General features: G+C 72.8%; 16 protein-coding genes. 8 read left to right on the forward strand and 8 right to left on the reverse strand.

The genetic code is table 11. From position 1 onward, the window contains the following. Positions 1–136: 136 nt before the first annotated feature. Entirely contained in the window at positions 137–964 is an 828-nt protein-coding gene (melC2, locus tag ACWEQL_RS33550) for a tyrosinase MelC2 (protein ID WP_452154159.1), read from the reverse strand. A gap of 64 nt (positions 965–1,028) precedes the next feature. Beyond that, entirely contained in the window at positions 1,029–1,460 is a 432-nt protein-coding gene (gene melC1, locus ACWEQL_RS33555; protein ID WP_452154160.1) for an apotyrosinase chaperone MelC1, read from the reverse strand. A gap of 648 nt (positions 1,461–2,108) precedes the next feature. On the opposite strand from melC1, the gene ACWEQL_RS33560 reads away from it, so the two are divergent. Both ACWEQL_RS33560 and ACWEQL_RS33565 read left to right on the forward strand, forming a co-directional pair. After that, complete coding sequence (locus ACWEQL_RS33560) at positions 2,109–3,113, forward strand: 2-hydroxyacid dehydrogenase (protein ID WP_452154161.1); 1,005 nt, start codon at positions 2,109–2,111, stop codon at positions 3,111–3,113. A gap of 185 nt (positions 3,114–3,298) precedes the next feature. Further along, on the forward strand, positions 3,299–3,853 hold the full coding sequence (locus ACWEQL_RS33565; protein ID WP_452154162.1) for an RNA polymerase sigma factor: 555 nt from the start codon (positions 3,299–3,301) through the stop codon (positions 3,851–3,853). A gap of 108 nt (positions 3,854–3,961) precedes the next feature. On the opposite strand, the gene ACWEQL_RS33570 is transcribed toward ACWEQL_RS33565, so the two are convergent. Further along, positions 3,962–4,927, reverse strand: a complete 966-nt coding sequence (locus ACWEQL_RS33570; protein WP_452154163.1) for an alpha/beta fold hydrolase — start codon at positions 4,925–4,927, stop codon at positions 3,962–3,964. A 1,334-nt stretch (positions 4,928–6,261) separates the two neighbouring features. Between ACWEQL_RS33570 and ACWEQL_RS33575 the strand changes: the two genes are divergently transcribed. Next, positions 6,262–7,233: a cytochrome c oxidase assembly protein gene (locus tag ACWEQL_RS33575; protein WP_452154164.1), complete on the forward strand. Its 972-nt coding sequence runs from the start codon at positions 6,262–6,264 to the stop codon at positions 7,231–7,233. Between the two features lie 113 nt (positions 7,234–7,346). Here the strand turns inward: ACWEQL_RS33575 and ACWEQL_RS33580 are convergent, their stop codons facing one another. Beyond that, on the reverse strand, positions 7,347–8,072 hold the full coding sequence (locus ACWEQL_RS33580; RefSeq protein WP_452154165.1) for a TetR/AcrR family transcriptional regulator: 726 nt from the start codon (positions 8,070–8,072) through the stop codon (positions 7,347–7,349). 152 nt (positions 8,073–8,224) lie between these two features. On the opposite strand from ACWEQL_RS33580, the gene ACWEQL_RS33585 reads away from it, so the two are divergent. Continuing rightward, positions 8,225–9,724 carry an MFS transporter gene (locus tag ACWEQL_RS33585; RefSeq protein ID WP_452154166.1) on the forward strand — a complete coding sequence of 500 codons (1,500 nt, stop codon included), beginning with the start codon at positions 8,225–8,227 and terminating at the stop codon, positions 9,722–9,724. Positions 9,725–9,780: 56 nt separating this feature from the next. On the opposite strand, the gene ACWEQL_RS33590 is transcribed toward ACWEQL_RS33585, so the two are convergent. Next, entirely contained in the window at positions 9,781–10,854 is a 1,074-nt protein-coding gene (locus ACWEQL_RS33590) for an AraC family transcriptional regulator (protein ID WP_452154167.1), read from the reverse strand. A 167-nt stretch (positions 10,855–11,021) separates the two neighbouring features. Here ACWEQL_RS33590 and ACWEQL_RS33595 point away from each other — a divergent pair, with 167 nt between their 5' ends. Then, the gene (locus tag ACWEQL_RS33595) at positions 11,022–11,927 is read left to right on the forward strand and encodes an NmrA family NAD(P)-binding protein (RefSeq protein WP_452154168.1); all 906 of its coding nucleotides are present in this window, start codon (positions 11,022–11,024) and stop codon (positions 11,925–11,927) included. A gap of 28 nt (positions 11,928–11,955) precedes the next feature. On the opposite strand, the gene ACWEQL_RS33600 is transcribed toward ACWEQL_RS33595, so the two are convergent. Then, on the reverse strand, positions 11,956–12,336 hold the full coding sequence (locus ACWEQL_RS33600; protein WP_452154169.1) for a DUF4180 domain-containing protein: 381 nt from the start codon (positions 12,334–12,336) through the stop codon (positions 11,956–11,958). A 113-nt stretch (positions 12,337–12,449) separates the two neighbouring features. After that, positions 12,450–12,893 (reverse strand): helix-turn-helix domain-containing protein, encoded by a 444-nt coding sequence (locus ACWEQL_RS33605; RefSeq protein WP_452154170.1) that lies wholly within the window; start codon positions 12,891–12,893, stop codon positions 12,450–12,452. Positions 12,894–13,209: 316 nt separating this feature from the next. Here ACWEQL_RS33605 and ACWEQL_RS33610 point away from each other — a divergent pair, with 316 nt between their 5' ends. Then, a complete protein-coding gene (locus tag ACWEQL_RS33610; RefSeq protein ID WP_452154171.1) occupies positions 13,210–13,512 on the forward strand; it encodes an SAV_915 family protein in 303 nt (100 codons plus the stop codon). A 4-nt stretch (positions 13,513–13,516) separates the two neighbouring features. Next, positions 13,517–13,915, forward strand: a complete 399-nt coding sequence (locus ACWEQL_RS33615; RefSeq protein ID WP_452154172.1) for a hypothetical protein — start codon at positions 13,517–13,519, stop codon at positions 13,913–13,915. A gap of 63 nt (positions 13,916–13,978) precedes the next feature. Here ACWEQL_RS33615 and ACWEQL_RS33620 read toward each other — a convergent pair whose 3' ends face one another. Beyond that, positions 13,979–14,908: an EamA family transporter gene (locus ACWEQL_RS33620; RefSeq protein WP_452154173.1), complete on the reverse strand. Its 930-nt coding sequence runs from the start codon at positions 14,906–14,908 to the stop codon at positions 13,979–13,981. A 584-nt stretch (positions 14,909–15,492) separates the two neighbouring features. On the opposite strand from ACWEQL_RS33620, the gene ACWEQL_RS33625 reads away from it, so the two are divergent. After that, the gene (locus ACWEQL_RS33625; protein WP_452154174.1) at positions 15,493–17,001 is read left to right on the forward strand and encodes a DUF4246 domain-containing protein; all 1,509 of its coding nucleotides are present in this window, start codon (positions 15,493–15,495) and stop codon (positions 16,999–17,001) included. Positions 17,002–17,314: the final 313 nt, after the last annotated feature.

Genomic DNA, 17,314 nt, shown 5'->3' on the forward strand with positions numbered 1-17,314 from the left:
GACGGCCCGCCCGGGGATCCCCGGGCGGGCCGTCGGTTTTCGGGCCGACGCCTCTCGGGCCGACGGTGTTCCGGCTGACGTTTCTCGGCCGGCGGTGTTCCGGCCGGAGAAACGTCGGCGGTGGGCGTCCGGAGTCTCAGAAACCGGTGTCGTAGGTGTACAGCGAGCTGTGGTCCAGCAGCTGCGCCGGGGTGACGTCGTTCCAGGGCTTCATGGTCTCGTTGAGGTCGACCACGTTGGTGGTGCCACCCGTCGGGAGGTAGCCGGAGGAGGGGTGGCGCTTCTGCCACTCCGACCACAGCTTGTCGATGAAGCAGTGGTGCAGCCAGAACACCGGGTCGTTGGGCGACATGCCGCTGCTCATCAGCCCGCCGACCCATACGTGCACCCGGTTGTGCAGGTTGGCGCCGCGCCAGCCCTCCAGGTTGTTGCGGAACCCGGCCGAGGTGCTGTTCCACGGCGCCGCGTCGTACTCGGCGATGGCCAGCACTCCGTCGGTCTCGGTCCTGGTGGGCAGCTGGGCCACCCCGCCGGCGAGCGAACGGCGCAGGAACTGGCGGCTGTCCGGCCGCACGGCGAGCGTCCAGTTGCCGGAGGAGTACGCGAACGGGCCGGTGGTCACCTGACCGTCGCTGCTGCGTCCGTTGCCGCCCATGAAGTCGGCGCCCCAGATCGAGGAGCTGGTCGAGCGGTCGGCCGTCCAGTCCCAGTACGGCAGGGTCACGGCCGGGTCGATCGCCTGCAGCGCCTGCTCGAACTGCAGCAGGAACTTGCGGTGCCAGGGCAGGAAGGACGGCGAACGGTGACCGACCCGCTCGCCGCTGTCGGTGTCGCTGATGATGAAGGTGTTGTGGGTGCTGACGAAGGAGTCGTAGCCCCCGTTGCGCTTGAGCGCGAGGACGGCGTTGACGAAGGCGCGCTTCTCCTGGGCCGTCAGGGTCGCCTGGTTCTTGCGGACTGCCATGAGTCCCCCCTTGTCGTACGAGTGGTGACGAGTGGTGCGGTGCGTGTTCTCAGGCGGTGCCGGGTCAGGCGGTGGTGACCGGTTCGAGCGTGGCGCCCTGCAGGTCGTTGACGGCCGCCCGGGCGAGCGCGCGCGGCGTCGGGAAGGTCTGGTAGTGGTTGACGACGCTGATCCAGGTGCCGTCGGCGTTGCGCATCATGTGCAGTTCCTCGCCGTCGATGCGCACCTCGTAGCCGGTGCCCCCGCCGGTGCCGGTGGTGCCGTGGTGGTGGCCCCCCTCGTGGCCCCCGCCGGCGACCGGGCGGCCCTGGATGCGGCGGCCCTGGAAGATCTCGTCGAAGGTGTCGGACGCGCCGGGGTCGGCGGCCGTGGCCGACTTCCCGGTCGGGCCGGCGACGCCAAGCACCACGGTGCCGGCAGCGGCGGTCAGCGCGACGGCCGCCCCCTGGAGCATCCGTCGGCGCGTCAGTTCCGAGGCTTGGGTGATGTCGGACATGGTGATACCCCCTCGAACGCCCCACTGCTGTTGGGGCGTCGTTCATAAACGCTTGCAGAAACGTTAATCCGAGGCGATTTCATGATCGCACTCGACGTTTCGATGCTTTCAAGGCCAGATGACCTAGGGAACAGCCGATCGGCGGGGGTCGGCAGGGTTGGGCGCGAAACCGGCCATCTCTGGACGGACCACCCTCCGGACGACCGGTAAGATCTTCGCCACCATCACTGAATGATCATCAGAAGATCAGCGATCTTCACGCTCCGCACATGGCCCACCGGAGATCCTTCTCCGAACCGCCACACCAGGGTTCGTGTCCGACCGAAACAGGTTGGCGCGATGCGGTTCCTGGTTCCCAGTGACCGGTGGCCGGTGACCGGTGGCCGGGTCGGCCCGGCGGGGTCAGGCCGCCGGGGACGGCCCGGGCTGCGGGGCGGGAAGACCCGTCGGCCCGGGCGAGCGGCTCCGCACGGAGCCGGAAACGCCTGGGAGCCGGGTACGGGAGACCCCGCGGGACCCGAGTGCCACGGGTCCGGCATCAGGACTGCCCACGGATCCGCGGCCGGAACCTCCCGCGGGCCCCCGGAACCAGCCGTAAGGTCGGAACCACCCTCAGGACCACAACCGCCCGACCGGAAGGAACAGCAGATGGAGATCCTGGCGTACGGGGTACAGGCCGACGAGCGCCCGCTGCTGGAGGAGGCCTTCGCCGACCGCCACCAGTTGCGTTGCCTGGACGTCTTCCTCAACCGGGACACCGCGCCGCTCGCCGTCGGCTACCCCGCCGTCAGCAGCAGCGTCAACGCCGAACTCGACACCGAGACCCTCACCCTGCTCGCCGCCGGTGGCACCAAGCTGATCGCCCAGCGCTCCACCGGCTTCAACAACATCGACCTCGGCACCGCCGCCGAACTCGGCCTCACCGTCGCCCGGGTCTCCCACTACAGCCCCTACTCCGTCGCCGAACACGCCTGGACCCTCGCCCTCGCCGTCAACCGCAACCTCCACCGGGCCACCGGCCGCACCCGGGAGTTCGACTTCCGGCTCGACGGACTGCTCGGCCGCGACATCCACGGCATGACGGTCGGCGTCCTCGGTACCGGCAAGATCGGCGAGTGCTTCGCCCGGATCGCCAAGGGCTTCGGCACCCGGCTGCTCGGCTGGGACCTCACCCCGAACCCCGCCTGCCTGGAACTCGGCATGGAGTACGTCGAACGCGACGAACTCCTCGCCCGCTCCGACCTGGTCAGCCTCCACGTCCCCCTGGTGCCCGACACCCACCACCTCATCGACGCGCCCGCGCTCGCCCTGATGAAGGACGACGCCATCCTGGTCAACTCCAGCCGCGGCGGCCTGGTCGACAGCGCCGCCCTGGTCGAGACCCTGCGCGCCGGCCGGCTGTCCGGCGTCGGCCTGGACGTGTACGAGGAGGAGACCGGCGTCTTCTTCACCGACCGCTCGATCCACGGTGTCAGCGACGACGTCCTCGCCCGCCTGGTCACCTTCCCGCAGGTCCTGGTCACCTCCCACCAGGCCTACTTCACCCGGACCGCCGTCGGCCAGATCATCGAGGCCACCGCCCGCAACGTCGACGACTTCGCGGCCGGGCGCACGAGCGAGAACACGCTGGTGCCGCGGCCGGCGAAGGGGTGACGGTCTGCGGGCCTGTGGGTCTGCGGGTCTGCGGGTCTGCGGGTCAGCGGGGCTTCGGGCCCGCGGGACTTCGGGCTGACGGGTTCTCGGGTTCTCGGGCTGGCGGGGTTGGGCTTTTCGGGCTGACGGGCGGACTTTCCGCCCCCTGAGGGATTGCCGGGCCCGCTCGGCTCCTCTCCACCGGTATGAGGGGAACCGAACCTGACGACCGCACGACCACCCCGCCGCCCTGGGAGGTGGCCGCCCCGCTCGTCCGGGCCGCCCAGGCGGGTGATGCACCGGCACTGGACGAGCTGATCACCCTGCTGCTGCCGTACGTCACCCGGCTCTGCCGCCCGATCGCCCGGGCCGACTGCGCGGACGCCGTGCAGGAGAGCCTGATCGTCGTCCTTCGCGGGCTCGACCGGCTCAAGGACCCGGGTGCGCTGTACGCCTGGGTCCGCACCGTCACGGTCCGGGAGGCCGTCCGGATCGCCCGCCGGGCCGAACGGGAGACCGCGGTGGCGGAGTTGGACGACCGTCCCGGCGGGCGCGATGCCCGCCGGGACGCCGAACTCGCCGGCGAGGTGCACGACGTGCTGCGCCGGCTCTCCCCCGAACACCGGGCCGTGCTGGTGCTACGGGAACTGGAGGGGCTGGACGAGCGCACGGCGGGTGAGGTGCTGGGGCTCACCCGGGGGACGGTGAAGTCCCGGCTCCACCGGGCGCGGCACAGCTTCCGTCTCGCCTGGACGGGGTAGCAGGTGGGTACGGGTGGCCTCGCCCGGTCGCCCGGTGGCCCGGTGGCCGGTTCGCGCGGGCCCCGGTTCGCGCGGGTCCGGTGACGCGGGGCCTGTCGGCGCGGCGGGCTACCGGGCCTCGGCGAACAGTCGCCGGGCCGCCTCGGCCACCCGTTCCGGCCGCTCCTCGTGGAGGAAGTGACCGCTGTCGGGCACCGCCTCGGTCCGCAGCGCGGAGGCGTTGCGCCCGCCACCGGCCAGGACGCCGGGCGGGAGGACGAAGTCCCGTTCCCCGGTGAGCAGGTGGGTCGGTGTGGTGAGGCGCAGCCGGCGGTAGCGGCCGAGCGCCAGCCGGGGGATGTCCCGCAGCGCGAACGCCCGGTGCAGCGCCTCGCCCGCTCTGGCCGCTCCCGGTTCCGCGGCCGCGGCCGTGAACTCCTCCAGCGCGCCGTCCCCCCAGACCGCCTGGTCCACCACGCCCCGGCGCAGCAGGTAGCGGGTGAAGCCCGGACGGTGGCGCAGCAGGTGGCGGCCCAGCAGCGGGGTCTCCAGCGGGGTGGTGTACCAGAACCGCCATGCCTGCGGCGCCAGCCGCCGGTGCAGCGGCCAGGGGTGGACGATGTTCAGCGCCAGGAAGGACCGGAACCGCTCGGGCGCCTGCGCGCAGAGCATGAACCCGGCCCAGGCGCCCCACTCGTGGCCGATCAGCCGCACCGACGGCAGGCCGAGGGCGTCCATCAGGGCCAGGACGTCGGCGGCCCGGGTGTCGGTGTCGTACCCGTGCGCGGGCGCGTCCGACCAGCCGAAGCCGCGCAGGTCCGGGCAGATCAGCCGGTACTCGTCGGCCAGCAACGGGATCAGCCGCCGCCATGCGTACCAGTGCTGCGGGAACCCGTGCAGCAGCAGGACGGGCTCGCCCCGGCCTGCCTCGGCGACGTGCAGCCGTACGCCGCCGATGTCGACGTACCGGTGCCGCACCCCCTCGACCGGCGGCAGTGGCCGGGTGGTGGGCGGCTCGGGGGTGCTCGTGGCGGGGGCGCGTGTGGTGGGGGTGCTCGTGGCGGGGGTGGGGGTCATGGGGGTGGTGGTCGGCACGGAGGTCGCTCCCTGGTCTGTCGCGGGCAGGCCCGTGGGCCTCCCGTTCGGTGCTTGCCGCTCTGCCAGGAGGAGCGGAGGAGGCGGAAGGTTCCCACCGATTTCCACTCGGATGACGCGGGCTATCCTTCGGCGGGATCGGGGCAGGGGCCGGGGCGGGGGCCAAGGTTGGGGCAGGGGCCCGGGGTGCGGCGGGGGTGGGGATGGAACGGGCGGCCGGGGAACGGCCTGCGCCGGGTACGACGGGGGAGTCCGGCGTGCCCGGCGTGCCCGATGTGCCCGGCGAGCCGCGCGCAGGTGGGCCGGATGCCCGGGCGGCCGCGGCTGAGCAACCCGAACCGGCCGAACCGCCCGAACCGGCCGAGCTGGCCGAGCTCGTCCGGGACGCGCGGTCCGGGGACGTGCTGGCCATGGACCGGCTCCTCATCCTGCTGGAGCCGCAGGTCGCGCATGTCTGCCGGCCGATCGCCCTGGGGGAGGCGCCCGACGCCGTCCAGGAGTCGCTGATCGCGGTCTTCCGTCGGCTCGACCAGCTCAGGACACCCGCCGCCCTGTACGGCTGGGCGCGGGCGATCGCCGCCCGGGAGGCCGGGCGCAGCCAGCGGATCACCCCCGGCAGCCGCAGTCCGCCGAAGAGCGCGAAGCGTGCGCCCTCGCCCTCGGGCACCGCCGCCATTCCGCCCACCACCAGTCGGCTCTGCATCAGGCACCAGCCGGGCCGGAGCACCACCTCGAAGCGTTCCCGGTGGCCGACGGCACTGACCGCCAGGGCCGGCCGGCGCTCGCCGGGTGCGGGCGGCTCCAGGGTGAAGGTCCGCAGCCCGGCGATCAGTCCGGGCAGCTCGCCCTCCAGGTCGCTCGCGACCGCCCAGACCCGGTCGTACGGCACCGGTAGGAACCGCTCGGCGTACATCGGGTGCCCGCTCGCGGCGGCCAGCACCCGCAGCCTCCGGACCTCGTCGAGCCCTTCCGGCTCCGTCGCCCCCATCCGCGCCGCCCCCATCCGCGCTCTCCTGCCAGGGCCCGTCCGCCGGCGCCCGGTGCTCCCCGCCCTGTCCGGCGGTCAGCCTACCGAGCGCCGCCGGCCCGGGCAGGCTCGGCGGGCCCACCGACGGCCTCACCGACGGTCCCTCCGACGCCCCCTCCACCGAACCCACCCGAGGCTCCCGCCGGAGGTCCGGCCGGACGGGGACCGGCGCGCCCGACGGGGGCGGGCGACGAGCCGGAGTAAGGCCCGCCTAGGCTGTAGGCCCAAGCAAAACGGACGAACCGGACCCGGCAGGGGCCGCGCGGATGGAAAGCAGGACCCGCCGATGGGCGACGGAATGTCAGGGATGCATCACCACGGTGGGACTCAGCTAGGTCCGTTCTCCTTCTCCTCGGCGTGGACCTGGTCGCCGGACTGGGTGTTCCTGATCGGCTGCCTGGTGGCCCTGGGTCTGTACGTGGCGGGTGTGGTGCGGCTGTACCGCCGGGGCGACCGCTGGCCGGTCGGCCGGCTCGTCGCCTGGGCGGCCGGCACCGGGTCGGTGGTCCTGGTCACCTGCACCGGGCTCAAGGACTACGGCATGGTCCTGTTCAGCGCCCACATGATGCAGCACATGGTGCTGTCGATGCTGTCGCCGATCCTGCTGCTGCTCGGCGCGCCGATCACCCTGTCACTGCGCGCCCTGCGCCCGGTGGGCAAGGGGCGGCCGCGCGGGCCGCGCGAGCTGCTGGTGGCGCTGCTGCACAGCACCTACGTCCGGGTGATCTCACATCCGGCGTTCACCATCCCCCTGTTCATCGCCAGCCTGTACGGGGTGTACTTCACCCCCCTGTTCGACTTCCTGATGCAGTACCGCCTGGGTCACATCTTCATGATGGTCCACTTCCTCGCCACCGGGCTGGCGTTCTTCTGGCCCATCATGGGCGTTGACCCCGGTCCGCACCGGCCCGGCCACGTGATGCGGATCATCGAGCTGTTCATGGGCATGCCGTTCCACGCGTTCTTCGGCGTGGCCGTGATGATGGCCGGCAGCCCGCTGGTGACCACCTTCACCCAGGAGGGCGCGCCGCCCGGGACCAACCTGCTGGCCGACCAGAAGACGGCGGGCGGCATCACCTGGGCGTTCGGCGAGATCCCGACCGCGATCGTGCTGATCGCCCTGGTGTACCAGTGGATGCGTTCCGAGGAGCGGCAGGCCCGCCGCCGCGACCGCGCCGAGGACCGCAACGGCGACGCCGAGCTCAACGCCTACAACGCCTACCTGGCCTCCCTGGACCAGCGGAGCCGACGGCCGGCCCGGGCCACCGACGCCGGCTGAGCCGGACCCCTCCGGACGGAACCCCTGCCCCACCCCGGGCGGGGGTTCCGTCGTTTCCGCCACTCTCCGGGCCCCGCCCTCCGGCCCCGCCGGCCGGTGCCCGCCCCGCCGCGCTACACCGACCGCCCCTTCCGCGCCTGGCGGGCGAGGCCCGCGACCAGGATGTCCAGGCCGAACTCGAAGCGCTCGTCGCCGACGTTCCTGGTGAGGGCCTCGGCCATGGAGGTGATCATCGGGTAGCGGTCCGCCGGGAGGGTGCTGAAGTAGTCGCGCACGTGCTCGATGTACACCTCGACGTCCTCGGGGCCGTGGCCGACGCGGGTGGACGCCTCGAAGGCGGTGGCGGTGACGTACACGCCGAGCAGGTCGACGCCGTAGGCCGCGGTCTGCTCGTCCAGCCCGCCGGCGTGGAGTATCCCCAGCATGCAGTCGGCGATGTCCATGGCGTTCGGGGTCACCGGGACGTTGGCCACCACGGCCGCCTTGGCGATGTCGCCGTGGCCCGCCAGGACGTCGCGGGCCCGGCGGAGCACCCGCTTGATCTGCTCCTCCCAGTCCGTCGGGTCCGGCGGCTCCAGCTCGATCTCGCCGTAGACCAGGTCGAGGACCTGCTCTATCAGCTCCTCCTTGCTGCCGACGTGGGCGTAGAGGCTGGCCGCGCCGGTGCCGAGCTCCTGGCCGACGCGGCGCATGCTCAGCGCGTCCAGGCCCTCGGCGTCGACGACCGCCAGCGCCGCCTCGGCGATCCGCTCACGGCTGAGCGGGAGGCGTTTGGGGGCGGCGGGCCGCACCTCCTTCCAGGGGCCCGGCCAGCTCGGACGCGGTGCGGCACTTGTCATGGGGGTCCTCCGGTCTCTGCGACGGTCCAACATTACCGCTTGACACGAACAGCGTTCCATGGGAGAACACTGTTCGTCGAGAAGAACGGTGTTCGTTCACCCGAACGGTGTTCGTCCGGGACGGACGCACCGGTCCACGAAGGGGGAGACCCATGGCAGCCAGGACCGCACCACCGACCACACCGCCCACCGCACCCGGACCCGCACCCGGAGGGATCGCGGAGACCGCACCCGAGCCCGCCGGGTACCGCTGGCGCTGGGTCGCACTCGGCGTGATCCTCGCCGCCGAGGTGATGGACCTGCTGGACACCACGATCGTCGGCGTCGCCTCACCGGCCATCCAGCGCGACTTCGGCGGCAGCGACTCGCAGATCCAGTGGATCTCCGCCTCGTACACGCTGGCCTTCGCCGTCCTGCTGATCACCGGCGCCCGGCTCGGCGACCTCTTCGGCCGCAGGCGCCTGTTCATCACCGGCGCGGCCGGCTTCACCCTCGCCTCGGCGCTCTGCGCCGCCGCCACCGGCCCGGGCACGCTGATCACCGCCCGCACCCTTCAGGGGCTGTTCGCCGCGCTGCTCATCCCCCAGGGCCTCGGCCTGATCAAGACGATGTTCCCGCCCGGCGAGGTGGGCGCCGCCTTCGGGCTCTTCGGCCCGATACTCGGCCTCTCCTCGGTGCTCGGCCCGACCCTCGGCGGGTACCTCACCGACGCCGACTGGTTCGGCACCGGCTGGCGCATGATCTTCCTGATCAACGTCCCGCTCGGCATCGCCACCGTCCTGGCGGCGGCCCGGTTCCTGCCCGCCAACCGCACCACCCGCACCGAGGGGGCCGGCCGGCTCGATCCCTTCGGGGTGCTGCTGCTCAGCGCCGCCGTGCTGCTGCTGGTCTTCCCGCTGGTGCAGGGCCGCGAGCTGGGCTGGCCGCTCTGGGCCCACCTAGCGATGGCCGCCTCACTGCCGGTGCTCTGGATCTTCACCCGTCACCAGCGACTGGTCCTGCGCCGGGGCGGCGCCCCGCTGATCGAGCCCTCGCTCTTCGGCAAGCGCGCCTTCACCTCCGCCCTCGCCACCGGCATCGTCTTCTTCGCCGCGATGTCCGGCCTGCTGCTCACCTTCACCCTCTACCTGCAGCTCGGCCTGGGGTGGACCCCGCTGCACTCCGGCATGACGCTGATCCCCTTCTCCATCGGCATCGTGCTGGGCGCGGTCCTCTCCGGCGCGGTCCTCGCCCGGAGGTACGGCCGTGGCGTGCTGCACGCCGGCATGATCGTCGCCACCGCCGGGGTGCTGGCCATCTGGGCGAGCATCGCGCACTGGTCGACCGACCTGACCAGTTGGACGCTGGTGCCCGCGCTGGTCCTCACCGGCTTCGGCCTGGGCCTGATCATGGCCCCGTTCTTCGACATCGCCCTCGCCGGAGTGGACGACTCCGAGACCGGCTCCGCCTCCGGGGTGCTCAACGCCGTGCAGCAGCTGGGCGGTTCGGTGGGCGTCGCGATACTCGGCACGGCCTTCTTCGGCCGGGCCACCACCGCCGGCTTCGAGGAGGCCGCCGGCTGGACCCTCAGCCTCACCGCGGCCGGTCTCGCCCTCGCCTTCGCGGTCGCCTTCCTCCTCCCCCGCCAGGCCCGCCCGCAGGAGGAGTCCTGATCCGCACCTGCCGGCCGCCGACGCCCGCCGGAGCCCATCCGGCCGGCGTTCCGGCGCTACCCGGGACCTCGACCGGGCCCCGGCCCCCGCCGCTCGGCCCGGTACCGACCGGGAGCCGTCCCGTACTCGCGCCGGAACGCGGCCGTGAGCGCCGACTCCGAGCCGTAGCCGACCCGCCCGGCCACCGCTCCCAGGGGCAGCTCCGAATCCCGCAGCAATCCGGCCGCCAGGGTCATCCGCCACCAGGTCAGGTAGTCCAGCGGCGGCCGACCGACCAGCACGGCGAACCGCCGGGCGAAGGCCGCCCGGGACAGGCCGGCCCGCGCGGCCAGCCCCGCGACCGTCCAGCCGTGGGCCGGTTCACGGTGAACGGCGTCCAGGGCGGCCGCGACCGCCGGGTCACGCAGTGCGCCGGCCCAGCCCGCCGCGGCGCCCTCCGGCCGCCGTTCGGAGGGCGCCCGCTCGAACCACTCCCGCAGGACCAACAGCAGCAGGGTGTCCAGCAGGGCCGGAACGACCGTGTCCGTACCGAGCCCGGGCGAGGCCAGCTCACCGCCGAGCAGCTCCACCGCCGCCCTGATCGGGGAGCCCGGCCCCAGCCGGGCGGGAAGGTGCACGATGTCCGGCAGTTCGTGGAGCAGCGGGTGCGCCCTGGCGGGGTCGAGCTGGTAGGCCCCGCAGAGGGTGATGGCCGTCGGTGGCGTCCCGTCCGGGCGGGGCCCGCCCACCGGCGGTGCCGCGTAACGCAGTTCATGACGCCGCACCCCCGTCACCGGTTCCCCGGTCACAGGATCTCCCGTCACCGGTCCCCCTGCCACCGGTCGCCCTGGCCGGCGTTCCACCCGCCGGCCGGTCCTGGGATCGCAGGCCGCCTCGGCCAGCGGGCTCGACGGGTGGTCGGCGAGGGCGTAGCCGCGACCGCGAGAGAGGAAGAGCACGTCACCGGCGCCCAGCGCGACCGGCTCACCGGCGTCCGGGATCAGCCAGCACGCGCCCTGGAGGATCACGGTGAACCCGCCGCCGCCCGCCGCCGGTAGGAAGCGCTGCCCCCAGGGGGCGTACCACTCCACCCGGGCCGAGCGGGGTTCGCCGGTACGCATGGCGGACACCACGTCGCTGAGTATGTCCATGGCCGTCGACGCTAGCGGATCGGAGGTGAGGCCAGGGCGAGACGATCGCTCAACTCTTCGAGACCTTGGCGCATTGGGCGTCTCGATCCGGCGGCCTACGGTCGTTCCCGTGGAACTCACCGGCCGTCGAGGGGCGGCCGACCGATCGACAACAGGAGGCGGTTGCGGTGGAGATACTCGTGGCGGGCGCGACGGGCGTGGTCGGACGGCAGGTCGCGGCGCAGTTGGCCGGGCGGGGAGCCGGGGTGCGGGCGCTCAGCCGCCGCGCCGTGCCGAACCGCCCCGGCGGTGCTGGTGAACCCGGCGACTCCGACGGCGCTGCCGGCCCCTCCGGCTCCGCAGGTGCCGACGGGATCCGTGCGGTCCGTGGCGATCTGCGGGACCCGGCCTCCCTCGCGGCGGCCGCGGACGGTGCCGAGGCCGCCTTCCTGGTCTGGCCGCTCCCGGCCGAGGGCGCCGCCGAGGCGGTGGCGGTGCTGAGCGCCCGGGTGCCGAGGATCGTCTTCCTCTCCTCGGGCGCGGTCCGGGACGTGCCCGGCCGGGGGCCCGAGTCACCTGGCCGGGCGGAGGGCGGGATCGAGGCGTTGATCGAACGCTCCGGCGTCCGGCACACCTTCCTGCGGCCGGGTGGCTTCATGGCCAACACCCTGCGCTGGGCCGACGAACTCCGGCGCACCGGTGCGGTGCGCGGGTTCGGCGGCGCGGCGGGGCTCAGCCTGATCGACGAGCGGGACATCGCCGCGGTGGCGGTCCGCGCCCTGCTGGAGGACGGCCACGACGGCGCCCGCTACGCGTTGACCGGCCCGGCCCCGGTCACCCAGATCGAACAGGTCCGGCTGATCGGCGAGACGGTCGGCCGCCCCTACCGTTGGGAGGAGATCCCCCGTGCCGAAGCCCACGCCGGCTTCCTGGCCTCCGGCTGGCCGCCCGCGATCATCGCCGGCGCGCTCGACCACCTGGCCACCAGCTCCGGATCCCCCGAGCCGGTCACCGACGTCGTGGCGACGGTCACCGGCGCCCCGGCCCGCCCGCTGGGCGCCTGGCTCGCCGACCACGCCGACCGCTTCCGCTGAGCCGGCGGCGAACGGGACGGACGGCCCGCTACCGGGAGGCCGACGCACCGGCGAACCGGTCCCTCAGCTCCACCTCGTCGGCCACGAACCAGAGCTGGCGGCCACGGTTGCTCTCCCGGACGAAGTCGCGCAGCGCGCCACTGGCCGCCGTGTGCCGGGAGATGTCGCCGACGATCGCCAGTCCCACCCGGTAGTTGGCGAACTTCTGGACGATGCCACCGGCGATCCGGGTGCTCAGACGGAAGAAGTCGTCCTCCAGGCGGTCCGCCGGGAGGACGAGCCAGGTCGCGCCCGAGTACATCGCCTCACCGAGGAGGTCGGTCGCGGACCGCTCGTCGCGGACCGGCTCGCCGTCCGCGCAGTAGCGGAACACGGCGGTGCCGTGGATGGACTCCAGGGTGTGGGTCACGAATCTGCTCTCCTTCGACTGTCGATCTCCGTTGATCTCCGTACGGGACCGGCCCGCACGGCCCGGACCGTCCGCGTGTTCCGCGCCTCGCACGCGCCTCCCGCGGCGGCGGATCACTCCGCGTCGCCGACCAGGGCGTCGACGAGTCTGAGGATCTCGGCGGTGTCCGCCAGGCCGCCCAGGATGACGATCTTCAGGCTCTCCCGCTCCTCGTCCCGGACGGTCTCGATCCGCAGCTGTCCGCCGTCCTGCGGACGGCCCGCGGTGGCCGCCATCAGCGTGTTGAACACGCGGGTCGCGGTGGCGTGGTCCACCGCGTCGATCTGCACGACCGTGGTGGCCTCGGCGTGCCGGCGGCGGTCGCCGGGGTGTTCCCGCCCCTGACCGGCGGCCGGGGCGGCGCCGGTGAGGGCTTCCAGGTCCTGGCGGGCGATCCGGTACTGCTTGCCGATCCGGGTCGCCTTCAACCGGCCGTCGCGCACATAGCCGCGCACGGTACGCACATGGAGGCCGAGCAGTTCGGCCACCTGTTCCACGGAGTAGTACTGGACGGACATCAATACCCTTTCCCTCCCTATCACTCCCCAAGCTACCACCCATAAGGAACGATACGTAATGTTGAGACTGCCTTCTTCTGCGCAGCCGATCGCCACCACACCCGGCGCCCCACCCCTCGCACCACCACCCCGGTCCCCGCCCGCGGCTCCACCACCCGCCCGGGCGCGTCAAGAGCGCGTAAGCGCACCTGGCCGATCGGTCAACGAAGCGTCAGGGGAGGTGCGCCACAACGCCGTTGGGGGCTAGCTTCGATGGTGACACCGCCTGGGTCGACGAGGATCCGGCAGACGACTCCACCACGCAGGAGCCAGCAGGATGGTTTCCACCTCCGAGCTCGCGAGCCGTACCGTCTGGCACGTCCCGGTCATGGACGACGGGAGCGCCGCCCGCCGCCTCCGGTTCTTCCGGCTGCGGGACGGCCGCCGCTGCGCCATCGGGTTCAGTTCGGCCGAGGCGCTGACGGAGCTCCTCGGCCCCGGTCAGGCGATCGCGGAACTCTCCGAACCGGCGCTGCGGGCGCTCACCGACCCGCTCGGTGTGCACACCCTCGTCCTGGACCCCCGGCTGGTCGCCCCGTCGGTCCCGGTGACCCGCTCCGTCCAGCTCCAGCACGGCTGACGCCATGGGCCAGGCCCCCTCCCACCAACCGGCACTGCACCTGGTGCCCGCTCCTCAGCAGCCCGCCGAGGCCCGCCCGCTGCGGGCCCAGGCCCGGGTGATCTTCGGCCCGGCGGTGCTCGACTTCCACCGCCTCGCCGCGGAGTTCCCGGCGATCCAGAGCGGTCTGACCCTCGCCGGCGACGCGGACCTCGAACTCCAACTCGCCTGTACCGGCCCCCAGGAGCTGCGCGGGATCACCGCCGCCCTGCTGCGCGCGGGCGCCGCCCATGTGCAGGTGGAGCTCGTCCTGCGCGCGTTGACCCCGGCGCGGCCGGCAGCGGCGGGGATGCCGGTGGCGCCGGGGACGGTCCCCGGCGTCCCGGCACCCGCCAGGGAGGAGGCGCGTCGCGGAATCCGCTGAGGCGCCACGCCCGCCCCTCACGCCCGCCGACCCGTCCCTCACGCGCACAGGACCGCCGCCCGGTCAGCCTCGCTCGCGGGCCGGCGCCGCGATGGCGGCCAGCAGCAACGCCGAACCGGCGAGCAGTCCGGGGGTGACCGGTTCGCCGAGCAGGCAGACGGCGATCAGCGCCGCGGTGGCCGGTTCGAGCAGGACCAGGACCGCCGCCGTGGTGCCGGGGACGGTCACCAACCCGGCGAAGTACCAGCGGTAGGCCAGCAGGGTGGGCACCGTGCCGAGGAAGAGCAGTTCGGCACAGGTCAGCGCCGGTCCGCCGGCGCCGACCCGCGGAAGGATGCCCTCGACGGCGGCGAGCGGCAGCAGGCAGAGCATGCCCGTGGCGAACGCCCCCGCCGTGGCACCGGCCGAACCGCCGGCCCGGGCCCACAGCGTCAGGGCGCTCTGCCCTACCCCGGCCAGCAGGGCGAGGGCGACGCCGAGGAGGGGCCGCGGTCCGACCGCGGGCGCCGCGACCAGCAGGGCCAGGCCGGCCAGGGCGAGCGCGACGGTGGCGACGGCGCGACGGGTGAGTCGTTCACCGAGCAGCAGGTGCGCGCCCAGGCCGATCAGGACGGGCCCGGCGCCGATGGTGATCAGGGTGCCGAGGCCGAGCCCGGCGTACCGGACCGAGCCGAAATAGGCACTCTGGCTGACCGCCAGGCCGAGCCCGGTCAGCACCGCGGCCCGCCCTCCGTCGGTCCGCCGTCCACCGGCCGGCCCGCCGTCGGTCGGCTCCCCATCGGCCGGGTCTCCGTCGGGCCGGGAACGGCGGGTCGGCAGCAGGCCCAGGCAGGCGGCGGCGACGGCGAAGCGCCAGAACGACACCGCGGCCGGCCCGAGCCCACCGTCCCGCAGCAGCAGGGCGGCGACGGCGCCGCCCGCACCCCAGGCGACGGCGGCGGCCGAGACGGCCAGCAGGCCGCGCCGGAGCGGCACGGCAACAGTTGTGGTCATGCGTTGTGTCTCCACGATGAGATACCGGATGAGGTCCGCGGGGTGCGCGGGCGGCATCCATCGCCCCGGTGGCGGCACGGCCGCCGGGCTGGGATTCGTGGAGTGTGCCGCCCGCTAGCGGACGGGCGGCGGAAGGATCACGAAACGCATGGGCCCCACCCTAGTGCCGTGACTGGAAAGGTTCACCGTGTCGCGACGCCCGGCGCGGCACCTTGCCGTACTGCGCTCGCGGTGCTCGTCCTGCCTCGGCTCTTCTTCGGGGGCATGGGATGCCGAGCTGTCGGCCCACGCAAGCAGGTCCGGTACGATCCGTGGCCCGCTGCCTTGCGGTCACGGCACTGGCTGGAGAAGGCGGGCCCCCGTTGCCGCACCTGACGCTGGCATCCCCGACGACGACGCCGGCTGCAGCAGGCGCGCCGAGGTGCCGCTGATCGCGGCAGGGAACCACCCGGCCATCCGGCTGGCCGCCCGTGGGCACCCCGCGCCCGCGCCGTTTGGGGAGGCGCCGGGGCCGCCGCGGGGGTGTCAGCGCACCGGGCTATCCTTCCCGGCACCGCGCCATCGACCGTGAGGAATCGTCAGCAGTGACCGGCCTGTCCGCCTTCCCGCTTCCCTTCCAGAACACCTCTTCCGAGGCGTTCACGACGCCCCGGACGTTGCGGGAGCTGCAGATGATGCAGTGCAGTGCCCACCTGCGGGCCAAGCCCGGGTGGTTCGACAAGATGAACGACGCCGACATCGCTGCCAAGTGGACCCAGGAGGCGCTGGCGCTGGGCATGACCGAAGCTCAGGTGCGCTACGTCCTCGCCGAGCTGCGGCACTACGCCGCCTTGCGGGACGCGCGCACCGGCATCGAGGTCTCCGCGGTCGACGGCGTCTGGCAGTCGGACATCCTCGTCGACGAGCAGCTCAGGACCCGGCTGCGCGAGGCGGTCCGGGTCCTGGAAGAGGTGCCCGAAGCGGAGCGGGACTGGCACCCCGGATCCGACGGCCAGGTGCTGGACCTCGTCCATCCCTCCCTGTTCTGTCTGGTGAGGGAGGCGAGCGGAGGTCCCGAGCAGGCGTGGCAGAACCCGACGAAGCACTACGCGAAGTACGAGTTCTCGGAACGGTTCCAGTGGCTGCCCACGGACGTCGACGTCAGCGAGGACGGAGCCGTCGCCTTCCGCTCGTACGTCAACAACGTCCACCCCGAGGAGTACCGCGCACTGGAGTCCGTCCTGCCGGATCTGTTCGCGCGCCTGCGCCCGCTGTTCGAGAACGTGCTCACCGATCTGCGGCATCCGCGGCCCCTGCGGATCGAGGCCGACCCCTACGGCTGGTACGACTCCGAACCGGAGTACCCGCACAAGTCGTCCTACCCCGATGACTCCGCCTACTGGGAGGCCCGCGCCGCCTGGTCGGATGCGTACGAGGAGTGGTTCGAGAACCGCCGCCCGATCGTCCCGGACGCCCCGGAGTTCAGTCCGCCCGCCCTGCCCGACGCCTCCGCCCGTGTCGACCTGCGCGGCCGCCGCCTCCAGGTCATCGTCAAGCTGGCCACCGTCCACCTCACCCCGGACCAGCCCGAGTACGCCGGCGGTTCCTGGCACGTCGAGGGCATGCTGAACGAGCGCATCGTCTCGACCGGCATCTACTACTGGGACAGCGAGAACATCACCAAGAGCCGGCTGGGATTCCGCGCCGCCCTCGACGACCCGCGCTACGAACAGAACGACGACACCGGGCTACGCGACGTATACGGACTTGAGGACGAGGACGCCCTGAACCAGGCACTGGGCGCGGTACCGACCCCGGAGGGCCGCTGCCTGGCCTTTCCCAACGTCCTCCAGCACCGCGTGGACGCCTTCCGTCTCGCGGACCCGACCCGTCCCGGTCACCGCAAGATCCTTGCGTTCTTCCTCGTCGACCCGACGCAGCGGATCGTCTCGACCTCGGACGTACCGCCGCAGCAGCCCTGGTCCGACACCACGACCATGACGCTGGAGGAGGCCAGGAAGTACCGCGAAGAGCTCATGCAGGAACGGAAGTTCTTCGTGGACGAGCACAACGAGCAGCTCTACGAACGCGAGTTCTCCCTCTGCGAGCACTGAACCACTACAGCAGGGGCGCGATACTGAGAACCCGTCTCCCCATCTGAAGTCGACGTCGTACGCACGCCGGAGTGCAGGGTCGCGACGAGGAGGCCGCGGCTGGTCTCCCGAACCTTGACCGGCTCCGCCACGACGCCCCTGACCGGCTGGATGTCTGCCACATCCAACCGGTTCCGACCCCGCCACTCCCAACCCGGTGAACGTTCCCGGTCACAGCACTAGTGTCTTGCACCGCAAATCACGAGGGTAAGTTGCTACCCTTTTCGGGTGTCACATCCTGGGCCTTCCGCCGTGTCGATCACGTTGTCCGAGG

It is taken from the genome of Kitasatospora sp. NPDC004240 (genome assembly GCF_053603215.1).

Coding starts and splice junctions, on each gene's coding strand:
- melC2 (WP_452154159.1), bottom strand. CDS start 964: ATGGCAGTCCGCAAGAACCAGGCGACCCTGACGGCCCAGGAGAAGCGC.
- ACWEQL_RS33615 (WP_452154172.1), top strand. CDS start 13,517: ATGGGCCAGGCCCCCTCCCACCAACCGGCACTGCACCTGGTGCCCGCT.
- ACWEQL_RS33610 (WP_452154171.1), top strand. CDS start 13,210: ATGGTTTCCACCTCCGAGCTCGCGAGCCGTACCGTCTGGCACGTCCCG.
- ACWEQL_RS33605 (WP_452154170.1), bottom strand. CDS start 12,893: ATGTCCGTCCAGTACTACTCCGTGGAACAGGTGGCCGAACTGCTCGGC.
- ACWEQL_RS33585 (WP_452154166.1), top strand. CDS start 8,225: ATGGCAGCCAGGACCGCACCACCGACCACACCGCCCACCGCACCCGGA.
- melC1 (WP_452154160.1), bottom strand. CDS start 1,460: ATGTCCGACATCACCCAAGCCTCGGAACTGACGCGCCGACGGATGCTC.
- ACWEQL_RS33560 (WP_452154161.1), top strand. CDS start 2,109: ATGGAGATCCTGGCGTACGGGGTACAGGCCGACGAGCGCCCGCTGCTG.
- ACWEQL_RS33590 (WP_452154167.1), bottom strand. CDS start 10,854: ATGGACATACTCAGCGACGTGGTGTCCGCCATGCGTACCGGCGAACCC.
- ACWEQL_RS33620 (WP_452154173.1), bottom strand. CDS start 14,908: ATGACCACAACTGTTGCCGTGCCGCTCCGGCGCGGCCTGCTGGCCGTC.
- ACWEQL_RS33580 (WP_452154165.1), bottom strand. CDS start 8,072: ATGACAAGTGCCGCACCGCGTCCGAGCTGGCCGGGCCCCTGGAAGGAG.
- ACWEQL_RS33575 (WP_452154164.1), top strand. CDS start 6,262: ATGCATCACCACGGTGGGACTCAGCTAGGTCCGTTCTCCTTCTCCTCG.
- ACWEQL_RS33565 (WP_452154162.1), top strand. CDS start 3,299: ATGAGGGGAACCGAACCTGACGACCGCACGACCACCCCGCCGCCCTGG.